This is a genomic window from Enterobacter sp. JBIWA008, assembly GCF_019968765.1.
Lineage (GTDB): Bacteria > Pseudomonadota > Gammaproteobacteria > Enterobacterales > Enterobacteriaceae > Enterobacter.
In genome coordinates, this window is sequence record NZ_CP074149.1 from 917551 (window position 1) to 932470 (window position 14920).

Consider the following 14920-nt stretch of genomic DNA (forward strand, 5'->3'; position numbering starts at 1 on the left):
ATTTTCGCAAGTCGATGATGAATCGAAAGAAACATCTTCGGGTTGTGAGGTTAAGCGACTAAGCGTACACGGTGGATGCCCTGGCAGTCAGAGGCGATGAAGGACGTGCTAATCTGCGAAAAGCGCCGGCGAGGTGATATGAACCTTTGACCCGGCGATGTCCGAATGGGGAAACCCAGTGCAATTCGTTGCACTATCGTTAACTGAATACATAGGTTAACGAGGCGAACCGGGGGAACTGAAACATCTAAGTACCCCGAGGAAAAGAAATCAACCGAGATTCCCCCAGTAGCGGCGAGCGAACGGGGAGCAGCCCAGAGTCTGAATCAGCTTGTGTGTTAGTGGAAGCGTCTGGAAAGTCGCACGGTACAGGGTGACAGTCCCGTACACGAAAGCACACAGGTTGTGAACTCGAAGAGTAGGGCGGGACACGTGGTATCCTGTCTGAATATGGGGGGACCATCCTCCAAGGCTAAATACTCCTGACTGACCGATAGTGAACCAGTACCGTGAGGGAAAGGCGAAAAGAACCCCGGCGAGGGGAGTGAAAAAGAACCTGAAACCGTGTACGTACAAGCAGTGGGAGCACCTTTGTGGTGTGACTGCGTACCTTTTGTATAATGGGTCAGCGACTTATATTCTGTAGCAAGGTTAACCGTATAGGGGAGCCGAAGGGAAACCGAGTCTTAACTGGGCGTTAAGTTGCAGGGTATAGACCCGAAACCCGGTGATCTAGCCATGGGCAGGTTGAAGGTTGGGTAACACTAACTGGAGGACCGAACCGACTAATGTTGAAAAATTAGCGGATGACTTGTGGCTGGGGGTGAAAGGCCAATCAAACCGGGAGATAGCTGGTTCTCCCCGAAAGCTATTTAGGTAGCGCCTCGTGAACTCATCTTCGGGGGTAGAGCACTGTTTCGGCTAGGGGGCCATCCCGGCTTACCAACCCGATGCAAACTACGAATACCGAAGAATGTTATCACGGGAGACACACGGCGGGTGCTAACGTCCGTCGTGAAGAGGGAAACAACCCAGACCGCCAGCTAAGGTCCCAAAGTCATGGTTAAGTGGGAAACGATGTGGGAAGGCACAGACAGCCAGGATGTTGGCTTAGAAGCAGCCATCATTTAAAGAAAGCGTAATAGCTCACTGGTCGAGTCGGCCTGCGCGGAAGATGTAACGGGGCTAAACCATGCACCGAAGCTGCGGCAGCGACGCTTATGCGTTGTTGGGTAGGGGAGCGTTCTGTAAGCCGTTGAAGGTGTGCTGTGAGGCATGCTGGAGGTATCAGAAGTGCGAATGCTGACATAAGTAACGATAAAGCGGGTGAAAAGCCCGCTCGCCGGAAGACCAAGGGTTCCTGTCCAACGTTAATCGGGGCAGGGTGAGTCGACCCCTAAGGCGAGGCCGAAAGGCGTAGTCGATGGGAAACAGGTTAATATTCCTGTACTTGGTGTTACTGCGAAGGGGGGACGGAGAAGGCTATGTTAGCCGGGCGACGGTTGTCCCGGTTTAAGCATGTAGGCGGAACGATTAGGTAAATCCGGTCGTTTATTAACGCTGAGGTGTGATGACGAGGCACTACGGTGCTGAAGTAACAAATGCCCTGCTTCCAGGAAAAGCCTCTAAGCATCAGGTAACACGAAATCGTACCCCAAACCGACACAGGTGGTCAGGTAGAGAATACCAAGGCGCTTGAGAGAACTCGGGTGAAGGAACTAGGCAAAATGGTGCCGTAACTTCGGGAGAAGGCACGCTGATATGTAGGTGAAGCCCCTGCGGGTGGAGCTGAAATCAGTCGAAGATACCAGCTGGCTGCAACTGTTTATTAAAAACACAGCACTGTGCAAACACGAAAGTGGACGTATACGGTGTGACGCCTGCCCGGTGCCGGAAGGTTAATTGATGGGGTTAGCGGCAACGCGAAGCTCTTGATCGAAGCCCCGGTAAACGGCGGCCGTAACTATAACGGTCCTAAGGTAGCGAAATTCCTTGTCGGGTAAGTTCCGACCTGCACGAATGGCGTAATGATGGCCAGGCTGTCTCCACCCGAGACTCAGTGAAATTGAACTCGCTGTGAAGATGCAGTGTACCCGCGGCAAGACGGAAAGACCCCGTGAACCTTTACTATAGCTTGACACTGAACACTGGTCCTTGATGTGTAGGATAGGTGGGAGGCTTTGAAGCGTGGACGCCAGTCTGCGTGGAGCCATCCTTGAAATACCACCCTTTAATGGCTGGTGTTCTAACGTAGACCCGTGATCCGGGTTGCGGACAGTGTCTGGTGGGTAGTTTGACTGGGGCGGTCTCCTCCCAAAGAGTAACGGAGGAGCACGAAGGTTAGCTAATCCTGGTCGGACATCAGGAGGTTAGTGCAATGGCATAAGCTAGCTTGACTGCGAGAGTGACGGCTCGAGCAGGTGCGAAAGCAGGTCATAGTGATCCGGTGGTTCTGAATGGAAGGGCCATCGCTCAACGGATAAAAGGTACTCCGGGGATAACAGGCTGATACCGCCCAAGAGTTCATATCGACGGCGGTGTTTGGCACCTCGATGTCGGCTCATCACATCCTGGGGCTGAAGTAGGTCCCAAGGGTATGGCTGTTCGCCATTTAAAGTGGTACGCGAGCTGGGTTTAGAACGTCGTGAGACAGTTCGGTCCCTATCTGCCGTGGGCGCTGGAGAATTGAGGGGGGCTGCTCCTAGTACGAGAGGACCGGAGTGGACGCATCACTGGTGTTCGGGTTGTCATGCCAATGGCACTGCCCGGTAGCTAAATGCGGAAAAGATAAGTGCTGAAAGCATCTAAGCACGAAACTTGCCCCGAGATGAGTTCTCCCTGACTCCCTGAGAGTCCTGAAGGAACGTTGAAGACTACGACGTTGATAGGTCGGGTGTGTAAGCGCAGCGATGCGTTGAGCTAACCGATACTAATGAACCGTGAGGCTTAACCTTACAACGCCGAAGGTGTTTTGGCGGTGAGAGAGACAGGATTTTCAGCCTGATACAGATTAACAGAATTTGCCTGGCGGCTTTAGCGCGGTGGTCCCACCTGACCCCATGCCGAACTCAGAAGTGAAACGCCGTAGCGCCGATGGTAGTGTGGGGTCTCCCCATGCGAGAGTAGGGAACTGCCAGGCATCAAATTAAGTAGTAAGCCGGTGCATGAATCCGGTGGTTACAAGCAGTCTTCGGTGGAGCGGTAGTTCAGTCGGTTAGAATACCTGCCTGTCACGCAGGGGGTCGCGGGTTCGAGTCCCGTCCGTTCCGCCACTTATTAAAAGCCCTGAGCTAACGCTCAGGGCTTTTTTCTTATCTGACGTTTTATTATTGCGAAATTAGCAAAAATCCTCTGCTTTTTGAGATCTTTTTCTCTATAACACCGCCAGCGATAATCTTGCTCAGTTTACGAACATAATGATTGAGGAATAGTATGACTCTCCCTGCATTTGGTCTGGGCACCTTCCGCCTGAAAGACGACGTTGTTATCGCATCAGTTAAAACCGCACTCGAACTGGGCTATCGCGCAGTTGATACGGCACAGATCTATGAAAACGAAGCTGCCGTTGGACAAGCTCTTGAAGAGAGTGGTGTACCGCGTAATGAGCTGTTCATTACCACGAAAATCTGGATTGATAATCTCAGCAAAGACAAGCTGATCCCTAGCCTGAAAGAGAGCCTGAAAAAACTGCGTACTGACTACGTGGATCTGACGTTGATCCACTGGCCATCACCAAATGATGCCGTCTCCGTGGAAGAATTCATGCAGGCACTGCTGGAAGCGAAAAAGCAGGGCTTAACCCGCGACATTGGGATCTCCAACTTCACCATTCCGCTGATGGAAAAAGCCATTTCCGCAGTTGGCGCAGAAAATATTGCCACCAACCAGATCGAGCTGTCTCCATACCTGCAAAACCGCAAAGTCGTAGACTGGGCAAAACAGCACGGTATCCACATTACCTCATACATGACGCTGGCCTACGGTAAGGCACTGAAAGATGAAGTGATTATGCGTATCGCAGAGAAACATAACGCGACTGCTGCGCAGGTGATTCTGGCATGGGCAATGGGTGAAGGTTATGCCGTGATCCCATCATCAACTAAGCGTGAAAACCTGGCCACCAACCTGTTAGCAACGGATCTTCATCTGGAGGCTGACGATAAGAAAGCGATCGCAGCCCTGGAGTGCAACGATCGCCTGGTAAGCCCGGAAGGTTTAGCCCCTAACTGGGATTAAGTCTGACCCACCCTCTGTAACCTGAACCCTCACACAGCTCCTCCGGGAGCTGTTTTTATATGTTCACTCAGGAAGTCAATAAAGGCACGAATGCGCGTACTTACCGCTCTGTCACTGTAATACACGGCGCTAAAAGGCATCTCTACAGGCAGACGTTTATCGGCCATCAGCTCCACCAGATCACCCCGGGCTATCTCCTTGTCAATCATATAGTCGGACAAGCAGGCGATACCATTTCCTTCGAGACACAGCTGCTTCAGCGTTTCCCCGCTGTTTGAGGATAATCCGCAGGTAATTTCATGAAGTTGACCATCATGACAGGCGACAGGCCATGTGTTTAGCGACACCGGCTCCGTAAAGCCCAGGCACAGATGCTGCTTCAATTCTTCAACCGTCTCCGGTTTACCATGCTCAGCAATATACTCTGGTGATGCAATGATTTTGCGGTAGCTGGCAAACAGAGGGCGGGCACGCAAGCTTGAATCCGTCAGGGTTCCCGCCCGGATAGCCACATCCACTTTACGCTCGATGAGGTTAATAAACGTCTCTGAGGAGACCAAAGAAAGCGTCATCTCCGGGTATCGTTCGCGGAAAGGTTTGATCAGCGGCATCAGAAAGTGAAGCACGACCGGCGTGGCCGCATCAATTCGCAGCAATCCACGTGGCGTGCTGCGGGTCTCCATAATCTCCGTCTCCGCTGCGGCCATCTCCTGCAGTACCGACTGTACGCGGCGGAAGTAACGCTCTCCTTCTTCCGTCAGGCTCAGCTGCCGCGTCGTTCGGTTGAGCAGACTCACTCCAAGCTTCATCTCCAGTTTTTTTACCGAACGGCTGATGGCTGAGTTAGCTTGACCCAGCTGTTCGGCCGCGCGGCTAAAGCTGCCGCTTTCAACGACGGCGACAAAGATTGTCAGCTCTTCCGATGTTGCTTTCATTGTTGCACCACCTGCAAAATTCTATTGAGATTTTGACCATTTTTGTTATTTAAGCACTGGCGCATACTGCCTGTCATCTTAATCCTGATGATACGGAGTATTTTATGCCACTGGCGCTACTTGCCCTGACGATCAGTGCCTTCGCAATTGGCACGACCGAATTTGTTATCGTGGGTCTGGTTCCCACCATTGCTGACGGCCCTGACAGGACGTTTTCCGCGTAAGCAACTCTTGGTCGCGCTGATGGTGCTGTTCACCGCCGGTAACATTCTGGCATGGCAGGCGCCAGCCCGCGTCGCGCTGGGGTAACATCAGTAAGCGCTTGCTTACAAAACTGGAAAGCGGTTTCTCAGAAATTGCGTTGAAAGTATGACCTAAAGTCCCTATAACATTAGAACCAGTCCGTTTCCGGGCTGGTTCTAATGTTACAGAGGCTGTTTCCAAAAGTGCGAAAAAATACCTATGCCATGCGTTACGTTGCCGGAATGCCCGCGGAGAGGATCTTGCCTCCGGGGTCATTTGCGAGCATAAGCCAGGCATTACCCGCCGGCACACCGTTAAGCAGCGATGAAAAAATCCGTGTACTGGTGTGGAATATTTTTAAGCAGCAGCGTGCCGAGTGGTTATCAGTACTCAAGAATTTTGGAAAAGATGCCCACCTGGTTCTGCTCCAGGAGGCGCAAACCACCCCTGAGCTGGTACGGTTTGCCACCACCAACTATCTTGCCGCCGACCAGGTGCCTGCATTTGTCCTGCCACAGCACCCTTCAGGTGTGATGACTCTTTCAGCAGCACATCCGGTCTATTGCTGTCCACTGCGCGAACGTGAACCTATCCTGCGACTGGCGAAATCGGCGCTGGTGACGGTCTATCCGCTGCCGGATACCCGAATGCTGATGGTCGTGAATATCCATGCGGTAAATTTCAGTCTGGGCGTGGATGTCTACAGTAAGCAGCTACTTCCGATCGGCGATCAGATTGCCCATCACAGCGGGCCCATCATTATGGCCGGCGATTTCAATGCCTGGAGCCGTCAGCGCATGAATGCGCTGTATCGCTTTGCGCGCGAAATGTCGCTGCGTGAAGTTCGTTTTAGCGATGACCAGCGCAAAAAAGCCTTTGGTCGCCCTCTCGATTTTGTCTTCTATCGTGGTTTGAGCGTGCATGACGCCTCTGTTCTGGTGACGCGCGCCTCGGATCATAACCCTCTACTAGTCGAATTCAGTCCCGGCAAACCTGATAAATAATGGTGTGTCAGGTCTGCCGTGGGGCAGACCTGCGCGGGTGCTGCCCTTTATTTTTCACTCACAAAGGACAGTACGATGACAACAACACACTCCCATCATGACAACGTAGAAAAACAGTTTGGTTCACAGGCAAGTGCCTATCTGAGCAGCGCCGTGCATGCTTCTGGCCGCGATCTGGTGCGTCTCGGTGAACGTCTGGCGGCGTTCCCGCAGGCGCACGTGTTGGATTTAGGCTGCGGGGCAGGGCATGCCAGCTTTACGGCTGCGCAGCAGGTCTCGCACGTTACCGCGTATGACTTATCCAGCCAGATGCTGGACGTCGTTGCCGGGGCGGCGAAAGCGAAGGGGCTGGACAACATTGATACGCGCCAGGGCTATGCCGAATCCTTACCTTTTGATGATGCGTCGTTTGAGGTGGTGATCAGCCGTTATTCCGCGCACCACTGGCATGATGTCGGCCAGGCATTACGCGAGGTTAAACGTGTTCTGAAGCCGGGCGGCACCTTCATTATTATGGATGTGATGTCACCTGGACACCCGGTGCGCAATATCTGGCTGCAAACGGTAGAAGCGCTGCGCGATACCTCGCACGTGCAAAACTACTCCAGCGGAGAGTGGTTGTCATTTATCACTGAAGCGGGGCTGATCGCGCGCGCGTTAATTACCGATCGCTTACCGCTGGAGTTCAGCTCGTGGATCGCGCGTATGCGTACCCCGGCAGCATTGAGCCAGGCGATCAGGCTGTATCAGGAGAGTGCGTCTGCAGAGGTAAAGGCATACTTTGAACTGCAGGACGATGGATCGTTTACCAGCGATACCATCATGGCTGAAGCGCAAAAAGCGGGATAAACAAAAAAGCACCGAGGGGAATCGGTGCTTTTTTATCTTTCGATCGTGCTATCAGGAGTCTGGCGTAGCGCTGTTCTTCACAAACAGCGTCAGCTGGTCACCAGGTTTCAGATTGTCAGTATCATTGTTCCAGCGCATCACATCCTTGATGTTTACGCCGTGCCGTTTTGCGATACTGGACAGTGAATCGCCCTTGCGAACGCGATAGGTAATGCTATCGCTGTTGCTGGCGAGACGCTGTGCGCTGCTACCTGCACCTACCGTCAGAGTCTGACCCACTTTCAGGCCGGAGCTGCGCAGATTATTCCACTGCTGCAGATCTTTCGCATTCACGCCAAGACGTGACGCAATGCCCGAAAGCGTATCACCTGAACGAACCTTATAGCTGCGGCTGTTGACTGATGATGCATCCGCGATCAGCGTTGACTGAACGGCGGCGATTTCACCAGAAGCTAAAGACTCGCGTAACTGCTCAGCATGTTTCTGCGGAACCATTACATACTGCGGACCACTTGCCCCCAGAGTCGAGCCTTTAACGCCAGCGTTAAAGGTTTTCAATTTACTTACCGACATACCCGTCATATCAGCAACCTGTTGAATATCAACCGGATTGCTGAGGCGAACACGCGCCAGTGCACGACTTTCGTCTGGTGTTGGCAGTTGTACACCGTAACGCTTGCTGTTCTTGAGAATATCGCTCAATGCCAGCATTTTCGGTACGTAAATCTTTGTTTCCTGTGGCAGTGAGAGCGACCAAAAATCGGTGGATTTACCCCGTGCTTTATTCGCTTTCATTGCCTTCAGTACACGACCTTCGCCACTGTTATACGCTGCGACCGTTAACAGCCAGTCGCCGTCAAACATCTTGTTCAGACGTTGCATCATGTCGAGAGCGGCTGTCGTTGAAGCGACAACATCACGACGCGCATCATAGTTGCGGGTCTGTTTCAGACCATAGTTTCGCCCGGTGCTCGGAATGATCTGCCAAATGCCTGCGGCATTGGCGCCAGACGTCGCGTGTGGGTCAAAAGCGCTCTCCACTATGGGTAGGAGTACCAGCTCCATAGGCATGTTACGTTTCTTAACTTGCCCGGCTATCCAGTACATATACGGCTCTGCCCGTAACGTTACATCGTGGAGATAGCTCTTATTACTTAAATACTTCTGTTTCTGTTCGCGAATCCGGGGATTTTCCGGAATTCCCATCTTTAGCTCGTCGCCAATAGAGGTCCACAAGTCTTGATCCTGCGCGTAAGATGTTCCATCGTCCATCCAGCGCGCCGAACTTGCAAACTTCCCTGCTTCCCCTTGACCAGCTGCAGAAAGGCTCTGTGCGTGCTGTTGTACGTTGCTGCCGTTCTGCGACTGGCAACCTACAAGCAGGACAGAGGCGAGTAATATCGCTTTTGCCTTCATGTGTGTGTCAATAGTTGCTTAAAAGACGAGCGATGATAACGGCGAAATTTTGAAAAGGCAACCCGCAATTATCTGAAGTTATCTTTCTTTGACCTTAACCATGCAAATCGTTGTTCTGGTTGTTGCAAATTTGTTTCTTGGTTAATTTTATTAATTAAATCAATATCATTCGTTCGTAAAAATAAATTAATTTGGCGCTCTTTTTTCAGAGTTACGGGTAGTGTTTTTTGGTTTTTTGCACGTAACTCCTTCACTTTGTGATAATAATCCTGAATCGCCCGATCCTCGGGTAACAGGCTCACTGAAAACTTCATATTTCCTAAAGTATACTCATGGGCGCAACAAATGATTGTTTCGTCGGGCAGTGAGTTAATCTTCTGTAAAGACTGGTACATTTGAGCTGGCGTACCTTCAAACAGTCTTCCGCAGCCTCCGGAGAACAGCGTATCGCCGCAAAAAAGATAAGGCTTACTGTAGAAACACAGATGTCCCAAAGTGTGACCTGGTGTGGCAAATACGGAAAACTCCCACTCGCGTATGAGGATATTTTCGCCTTCTTCGACTACATGCGTGATTCCCTTATCTTGTGCCTCTGCCGGTCCATAAACCACAAGATGCGGAAAATGGGCGCGCAGTTCAGGTACACCGCCAGTGTGATCGTTATGATGATGCGTCAACAGAATGGCTTCTGGATGCCAGCCGTTCTCTTTTATGGCGCGCAGTACATGGGCGGATTCTCCGGGATCGACAATGACGCATCGACGTTCATCGTCAACCAAAACCCAGATGTAATTGTCCTCAAAAGCAGAAATACTGATAAGATTCATACATTACCTCTTATAGCGTGGCGGGTGTGTTGATGAAACCGGCAAGGATACCTCAGACTGTCACAGCACCGGAACGTTGGGCGGAATTGCCCTGGGGTGAATACTATCGCGAGGCATTAGAGCAACAGCTGAAGCCCTGGCTCGCGAAAATGTATGGCTTTCACCTGCTTAAGATTGGCAATCTCAGCGCGGAAATCAATACCGAAAGCTGCGCTATCTCGCATCAGGTCAACGTCTCTCTCGGCGGATCGCCGGTTCAGGTGAAAGCAGACCCGTTGCATCTGCCGTTTGCGGAAAAATCCGTTGATGCGTGTTTGCTCGCACACACGTTACCCTGGTGCAGCGATCCGCATCGTCTGCTTCGCGAAGCCGATCGCGTGCTGATTGATGACGGCTGGCTGGTACTGAGCGGATTCAACCCGCTGAGCCTGATGGGCCTGCGTAAGCTGGTACCGGTGCTGCGCCGGACGCCGCCTTACAACAGTCGAATGTTCACCATGATGCGTCAGCTCGACTGGCTGTCCCTGCTGAACTTCGAAGTGCTCTGCTACGGCGGCTTTCAGGTGCTGCCCTGGGCGCGGCAGGGGGGCGTGGTACTGAGCACCCATCTCCCCGCGTTGGGCTGTTTGCAGTTTATCGTCGCGCGTAAGCGAACCATTCCCCTTACGCTTAACCCTATGAAGCAGAGCAAGTCGAAAACGCCCATCCGCCAGACCGTCGGCGCCACGCGGCAGTACAAAAAAACCGATTAGGCGTCGGGCTGATAGCCTGCATCTTCATGTGCGGGATTAGATGCCGCTGCACGCGCCAGTTCGTCGCAGCGTTCGTTTTCCGGATGGCCTGCGTGACCTTTAACCCACTCCCACTTAATCTGGTGTTGGCCCAGGGCGGCATCAAGACGTTTCCAGAGATCGACGTTCTTGACCGGCTTCTTATCGGCGGTTTTCCAGCCGCGTTTTTTCCAGTTATGGATCCACTGGGTGATCCCCTGACGCACGTACTGACTGTCGGTGCTTAACACCACGTCACAATGTTCTTTTAACGCCTCCAGCGCCACGATGGCCGCCATCAACTCCATCCGGTTGTTGGTGGTCATAAAATAGCCTTCGCTAAAGGTTTTTTCGTGCTGGCGATAGCGCATAATCGCGCCGTAGCCGCCGGGCCCTGGGTTACCGAGACAAGATCCATCGGTGAAAATTTCTACCTGTTTACGCATCTCTGGTAGACTTCCTGTATTCGAAACGTTCAGTTAAACGATAAGTCTGACATAAATGACCGCTATGAGCACTGCAATTACTCGCCAGATTGTCCTCGATACCGAAACCACCGGTATGAACCAGATCGGCGCGCACTACGAAGGGCATAAGATCATCGAGATCGGCGCCGTTGAAGTGGTGAACCGTCGTCTTACGGGGAACAACTTCCACGTTTACCTCAAGCCCGATCGGCTGGTGGATCCCGAAGCGTTCGGCGTTCACGGGATTGCCGATGAGTTCTTGCTGGATAAACCGACGTTTGCGGAGGTGGCTGACGAGTTTCTGGAATACATCAAGGGCGCCGAGCTTGTCATTCATAACGCATCGTTCGATATCGGCTTTATGGATTATGAATTCAGCAAGCTTAATCGTGATATTCCGAAGACGAACACCTTCTGTAAGGTGACGGACAGCCTGGCGCTGGCAAGGAAGATGTTCCCCGGCAAGCGAAACAGCCTGGATGCACTCTGCTCGCGCTACGAGATAGACAATACCAAGCGAACGCTTCACGGGGCGTTGCTCGATGCCCAGATCCTGGCCGATGTCTATCTGACGATGACCGGCGGGCAGACGTCAATGAAGTTCAGTATGGAAAATGAATCCCAGCAGACCCAAGGCGAAGCGGGCATTCAGCGTGTTGTCCGTCAGGCCAGTCGGTTGCGGGTTATTTTAGCCAGTGACGAAGAGCTTCTTAACCACGAATCCCGGCTTGAGCTGGTCCAGAAGAAGGGCGGCAGCTGTTTGTGGCGCGCCTGAAAAAACGCCTTAATGCCTGTAAAATCATCGTTTGGGTGATTTTTGCAGCAAACGATTCAAAACGTGAGAAAAAGCGTTGACGAGATCGGAGGCGCACCGTAATATGCGCCTCGTTCCCCAAACGGGAACAGTGGAGCGGTAGTTCAGTCGGTTAGAATACCTGCCTGTCACGCAGGGGGTCGCGGGTTCGAGTCCCGTCCGTTCCGCCACTATTCAGAAGGCCTGAATCAGAAATGATTCAGGCCTTCGTCGTTTCAGCATTCTGTAATCTCCCCCTCTCACTTACTGTTAACAAAAAATTAATGCTTGCAGTGCAATTAATTAACATTTGCACGGTTGTAGTGCGTTATTCGCACTAACTTTGTGCGTTTAACCACCATTCCTCTCTTCAGACTTCAGTCAGAATGTGTCTTTCTGTAAAAATAATTCACGCAGAATCATCCGGTTATCTCCTGCTTTCCAAAAATATACCGAACCAATTGCGTATTGGTTTGGTTATTGCTTAATCATTAGCACGATAAGCTTCATTCCATATCAATAAATTATCGTTAATAAAAATAAAGCAATGATGAAAGCGAGCGAACCAATATGGAAAAACCGTCACGGTTTCTGGCCAATTCCAGCACCGCGCTTGAGCAGTTGCGCGGGCTTATCAACCAGCATGAGTCAACACCAGGCATACCGCTGCCCACGGAACGTGAGCTGTCGGACACTCTCGGCGTAGGGCGACGTGAAGTGCGTCGTGCGCTGGACGTGCTGGAAGAAGAGGGGCGCATCTGGCGTAAGCAGGGCAAAGGGACCTTTATCGGCCCGGCTGCACCTGTTGAGCCGCTGGCGCTTCAGGGATTGGTTCAGCAGACCAACCTTCTGGAAGTGATGGAAGCTCGTCTACAGCTCGAACCCGGCTTAGCCCGGCTTGCGGCACTGCGTGCCACCAGGGAAAACCTCGCGCTCATGCAGCGCATGCTGGAACGCATCGATAAGGTCAGCCCGGACGACCGCGATCTCAACGAGCTCTGGGATAGCGCCTTTCACCGGGCGATTGCCGAGGCTGCGGGCAACCGTCTTATGCTCGGCCTGTTTGATGCCATTGATGCCGTGCGGCGTGAACCGGGCTGGCAGCATCTGCGTGAATTAGCCCGCACGCCCGAACGTGTCGATAGCTATAACGACCACCACCACAAGATCATGGCTGCGATTATCCATCGCCAGCCTAATGAAGCTGCGGTCGCCATGCGCGAACACCTGCTCAGCCTGCAAACCGCCCTGATTCAGGCGATCCACATCGAGGACGACTTCACGCCATGACGACAATACCCTTTAAGGACGCCACGCCCGTATTGCGGGTGCAAAACCTCAACGTTACGTTTGCTGGCTCGTCGGTTAGCGTGCTTGATGGTATCTCGCTGACCGTCAGGGCGGGCGAAACGCTGGCGCTGGTGGGAGAGTCCGGCTGCGGGAAAAGCATCACCTCACTGGCGCTCATGGGCTTGCTGCCCGCCAGCGCGCAGATTGTCAGCGGTGAGATGCAGTTCCGCCGTCAAGACCTGCGAAAACTCTCTCCGCGTGAGTATGCCGATCTGCGCGGCAGCGAGCTGGCGATGATTTTCCAGGAGCCGATGACCTCGCTCAATCCGGCGTTTACGTTGGGCGATCAGCTCAGCGAAGCGGTTATGCGACACCAGAACGTCTCGCGCGCAGAGGCGATGAAGGTCGCGCTGCAGATCCTCGACAAGGTGCAGATCCCGGCGGCAGAGATGCGCCTGAAAGCATATCCCCACCAGCTTTCCGGCGGCATGCGCCAGCGCGTGATGATTGCGATGGCGCTGATTAACCATCCCAAACTGCTGATTGCTGATGAACCCACCACTGCGCTCGACGTCACCATCCAGGCGCAAATCCTCGCCTTGCTCAACGCCTTAAAAGAGGAAACCGGCACGGCGGTGCTGATGATCACCCACGATTTAGGCGTGGTGGCCGAAGTCGCCCAGCAGGTCGCGGTGATGTATGCCGGGCAGGTGGTGGAGCAGGGGAGCGTGGAGGCGATATTCGCCGACCCGCAGCACCCGTACACCATCGGCCTGATGGGGTCGATCCCCTCGCTGGGCGCACGCAAGGGCCAGCTCTCCACCATTCCCGGCGCGGTCCCGCTCCCGGAATCCATGCCGAAAGGCTGCCGTTTTGCCACCCGCTGCCCGTTTGCGCAGTCGCGCTGCCATGATGAAAAACCTCAGCTCACCGCGCTCGGCGCGGGCCATCAGGTCGCCTGCTTCCGCGTGCCGCTTGAACACCACATTGCCCTGGGAGAGACCGCATGACCACGCCCATTCTTGAAGCCCACGACCTCAGCAAGCTTTTCCCCGGCCCCAAAAAGCTCTTTACTCCGGCACGGTTTGTCACGGCGGTCGATCGCGTATCGCTTGCCGTGATGCCGGGCGAAACGCTGGCGATTGTCGGCGAGTCCGGTTCCGGAAAATCCACCCTAGGCCGTCTGCTGCTGCGTTTGCTGGCCGCCAGCGAAGGGCGCGTCTTTTATCAGGGGGAGGAGATCACCGACGCCTCCGGTGCCCGCCTGAACCAGCTCCGGCGCGAGCTGCAGATTATTTTTCAGGATCCCTTCGCCTCGCTCAACCCGCGCATGACGGTGGAGCAGATCGTCGGGGAGCCGCTGTGGCTGCATCAGAACATGAAAAAAGCGGATCGCCAGTACCGCGTTGCCGAGCTGCTTAAAACCGTTGGCCTGCCTGCCGCCTGGGCCGGGCGCTATCCACATGAGTTTTCCGGCGGGCAGCGCCAGCGTATCGGCATTGCGCGCGCGCTGGCCTCGGGGCCGAAGCTGCTGCTGGGTGATGAGCCGGTATCCGCGCTGGATGTGTCCGTTCAGGCGCAGGTGGTCAACCTGCTGGAAAGCCTGAAGCACCAGCTGGGGCTGACGATGGTGATTGTCGCCCACGGTCTGGCGGTGATCCGCCATATGAGCGACCGCGTGGCGGTGATGTATCTCGGGCAAATCGTCGAGCTTGCCACCGTGGATGAGATTTTTGACGCGCCGCTGCACCCCTATACCCAGGCGCTGATCGCCTCGGCGCCGCAGATGCAGCCGGGCGTTGAGCGAGAGGCGCCGCTGCTGCAGGGGGATCTGCCCAACCCGGCCAGCCCGCCGTCCGGCTGCCGTTTCCACACCCGCTGCCCGTACGTTACCGATGAATGCCGCCAGGTCGAGCCGATTAATCAGGTGCTCGACGGCGGGCGTCAGGTTGCCTGCCACCGCTGGCAGGAGATCAACCGCGATCGCAGCGTTATCCAGATCGCACCGCCATCCGCCGCTTTTCTGCGCCGCCGCGCGCTGTTTGAACACGCGGCCACTCACTCGTCCCTTCCTTCAAGGAACTCATGAT

The 14920-nt window shown here is 53.9% G+C and carries 12 protein-coding genes, 2 tRNA genes, 2 rRNA genes and 1 pseudogene; 13 read left to right on the plus strand and 4 right to left on the minus strand.

Annotated features, from left to right (window positions below; translation table 11 throughout):
- Positions 1 to 48 precede the first annotated feature (48 nt).
- The 4 genes from KGP24_RS04355 to dkgB all read left to right on the plus strand — a co-directional run bounded on the left by KGP24_RS04355 (position 49) and on the right by dkgB (position 4236).
- Positions 49 to 2954 (plus strand): 23S ribosomal RNA (locus tag KGP24_RS04355).
- A 69-nt stretch (positions 2955 to 3023) separates the two neighbouring features.
- Positions 3024 to 3139 (plus strand): 5S ribosomal RNA (gene rrf, locus KGP24_RS04360).
- Positions 3140 to 3195: 56 nt separating this feature from the next.
- Positions 3196 to 3272, plus strand: a tRNA-Asp gene (locus KGP24_RS04365).
- A gap of 160 nt (positions 3273 to 3432) precedes the next feature.
- On the plus strand, positions 3433 to 4236 hold the full coding sequence (gene dkgB / locus KGP24_RS04370; protein WP_223562484.1) for a 2,5-didehydrogluconate reductase DkgB: 804 nt from the start codon (positions 3433 to 3435) through the stop codon (positions 4234 to 4236).
- A gap of 29 nt (positions 4237 to 4265) precedes the next feature.
- On the opposite strand, the gene yafC is transcribed toward dkgB, so the two are convergent.
- Positions 4266 to 5171: a DNA-binding transcriptional regulator YafC gene (yafC, locus tag KGP24_RS04375; protein WP_223562485.1), complete on the minus strand. Its 906-nt coding sequence runs from the start codon at positions 5169 to 5171 to the stop codon at positions 4266 to 4268.
- Positions 5172 to 5275: 104 nt separating this feature from the next.
- On the opposite strand from yafC, the pseudogene KGP24_RS04380 reads away from it, so the two are divergent.
- The 3 genes and pseudogenes from KGP24_RS04380 to KGP24_RS04390 form a co-directional block, all read left to right on the plus strand.
- Positions 5276 to 5459, plus strand: a pseudogene (locus KGP24_RS04380) (MFS sugar transporter); the annotation flags it as partial.
- A 158-nt stretch (positions 5460 to 5617) separates the two neighbouring features.
- Positions 5618 to 6418, plus strand: a complete 801-nt coding sequence (locus KGP24_RS04385; protein WP_223562486.1) for an endonuclease/exonuclease/phosphatase family protein — start codon at positions 5618 to 5620, stop codon at positions 6416 to 6418.
- Between the two features lie 75 nt (positions 6419 to 6493).
- Positions 6494 to 7267, plus strand: a complete 774-nt coding sequence (locus KGP24_RS04390; protein WP_223562487.1) for a class I SAM-dependent methyltransferase — start codon at positions 6494 to 6496, stop codon at positions 7265 to 7267.
- A 51-nt stretch (positions 7268 to 7318) separates the two neighbouring features.
- On the opposite strand, the gene mltD is transcribed toward KGP24_RS04390, so the two are convergent.
- Together mltD and gloB are read right to left on the minus strand one after the other, a co-directional pair.
- Complete coding sequence (mltD, locus tag KGP24_RS04395) at positions 7319 to 8683, minus strand: murein transglycosylase D (RefSeq protein ID WP_032661729.1); 1365 nt, start codon at positions 8681 to 8683, stop codon at positions 7319 to 7321.
- Positions 8684 to 8751: 68 nt separating this feature from the next.
- Positions 8752 to 9510 (minus strand): hydroxyacylglutathione hydrolase, encoded by a 759-nt coding sequence (gene gloB, locus KGP24_RS04400; RefSeq protein ID WP_223562488.1) that lies wholly within the window; start codon positions 9508 to 9510, stop codon positions 8752 to 8754.
- A gap of 32 nt (positions 9511 to 9542) precedes the next feature.
- Between gloB and KGP24_RS04405 the strand changes: the two genes are divergently transcribed.
- Positions 9543 to 10262, plus strand: coding sequence for a class I SAM-dependent methyltransferase (locus tag KGP24_RS04405; RefSeq protein WP_223562489.1), 720 nt, complete (start codon positions 9543 to 9545; stop codon positions 10260 to 10262).
- Here KGP24_RS04405 and rnhA read toward each other — a convergent pair.
- The gene (gene rnhA / locus KGP24_RS04410; protein ID WP_223563449.1) at positions 10259 to 10759 is read right to left on the minus strand and encodes a ribonuclease HI; all 501 of its coding nucleotides are present in this window, start codon (positions 10757 to 10759) and stop codon (positions 10259 to 10261) included. The two genes, KGP24_RS04405 and rnhA, sit on opposite strands and share 4 nt — an antisense overlap.
- Before the next feature lie 31 nt (positions 10760 to 10790).
- On the opposite strand from rnhA, the gene dnaQ reads away from it, so the two are divergent.
- From dnaQ to KGP24_RS04435, 5 genes are all read left to right on the plus strand, one after another.
- Positions 10791 to 11522, plus strand: a complete 732-nt coding sequence (gene dnaQ / locus KGP24_RS04415; protein ID WP_223562490.1) for a DNA polymerase III subunit epsilon — start codon at positions 10791 to 10793, stop codon at positions 11520 to 11522.
- A gap of 132 nt (positions 11523 to 11654) precedes the next feature.
- Positions 11655 to 11731: transfer RNA gene (locus KGP24_RS04420), tRNA-Asp, on the plus strand.
- Between the two features lie 379 nt (positions 11732 to 12110).
- Positions 12111 to 12830 (plus strand): FCD domain-containing protein, encoded by a 720-nt coding sequence (locus KGP24_RS04425; RefSeq protein WP_223562491.1) that lies wholly within the window; start codon positions 12111 to 12113, stop codon positions 12828 to 12830.
- Positions 12827 to 13840 (plus strand): ABC transporter ATP-binding protein, encoded by a 1014-nt coding sequence (locus KGP24_RS04430; RefSeq protein ID WP_223562492.1) that lies wholly within the window; start codon positions 12827 to 12829, stop codon positions 13838 to 13840. The genes KGP24_RS04425 and KGP24_RS04430 overlap by 4 nt, the downstream gene beginning before the upstream one ends.
- On the plus strand, positions 13837 to 14919 hold the full coding sequence (locus KGP24_RS04435) for an oligopeptide/dipeptide ABC transporter ATP-binding protein (protein WP_223562493.1): 1083 nt from the start codon (positions 13837 to 13839) through the stop codon (positions 14917 to 14919). Before KGP24_RS04430 ends, KGP24_RS04435 begins: the two co-directional genes overlap by 4 nt.
- Position 14920 lies beyond the last annotated feature (1 nt).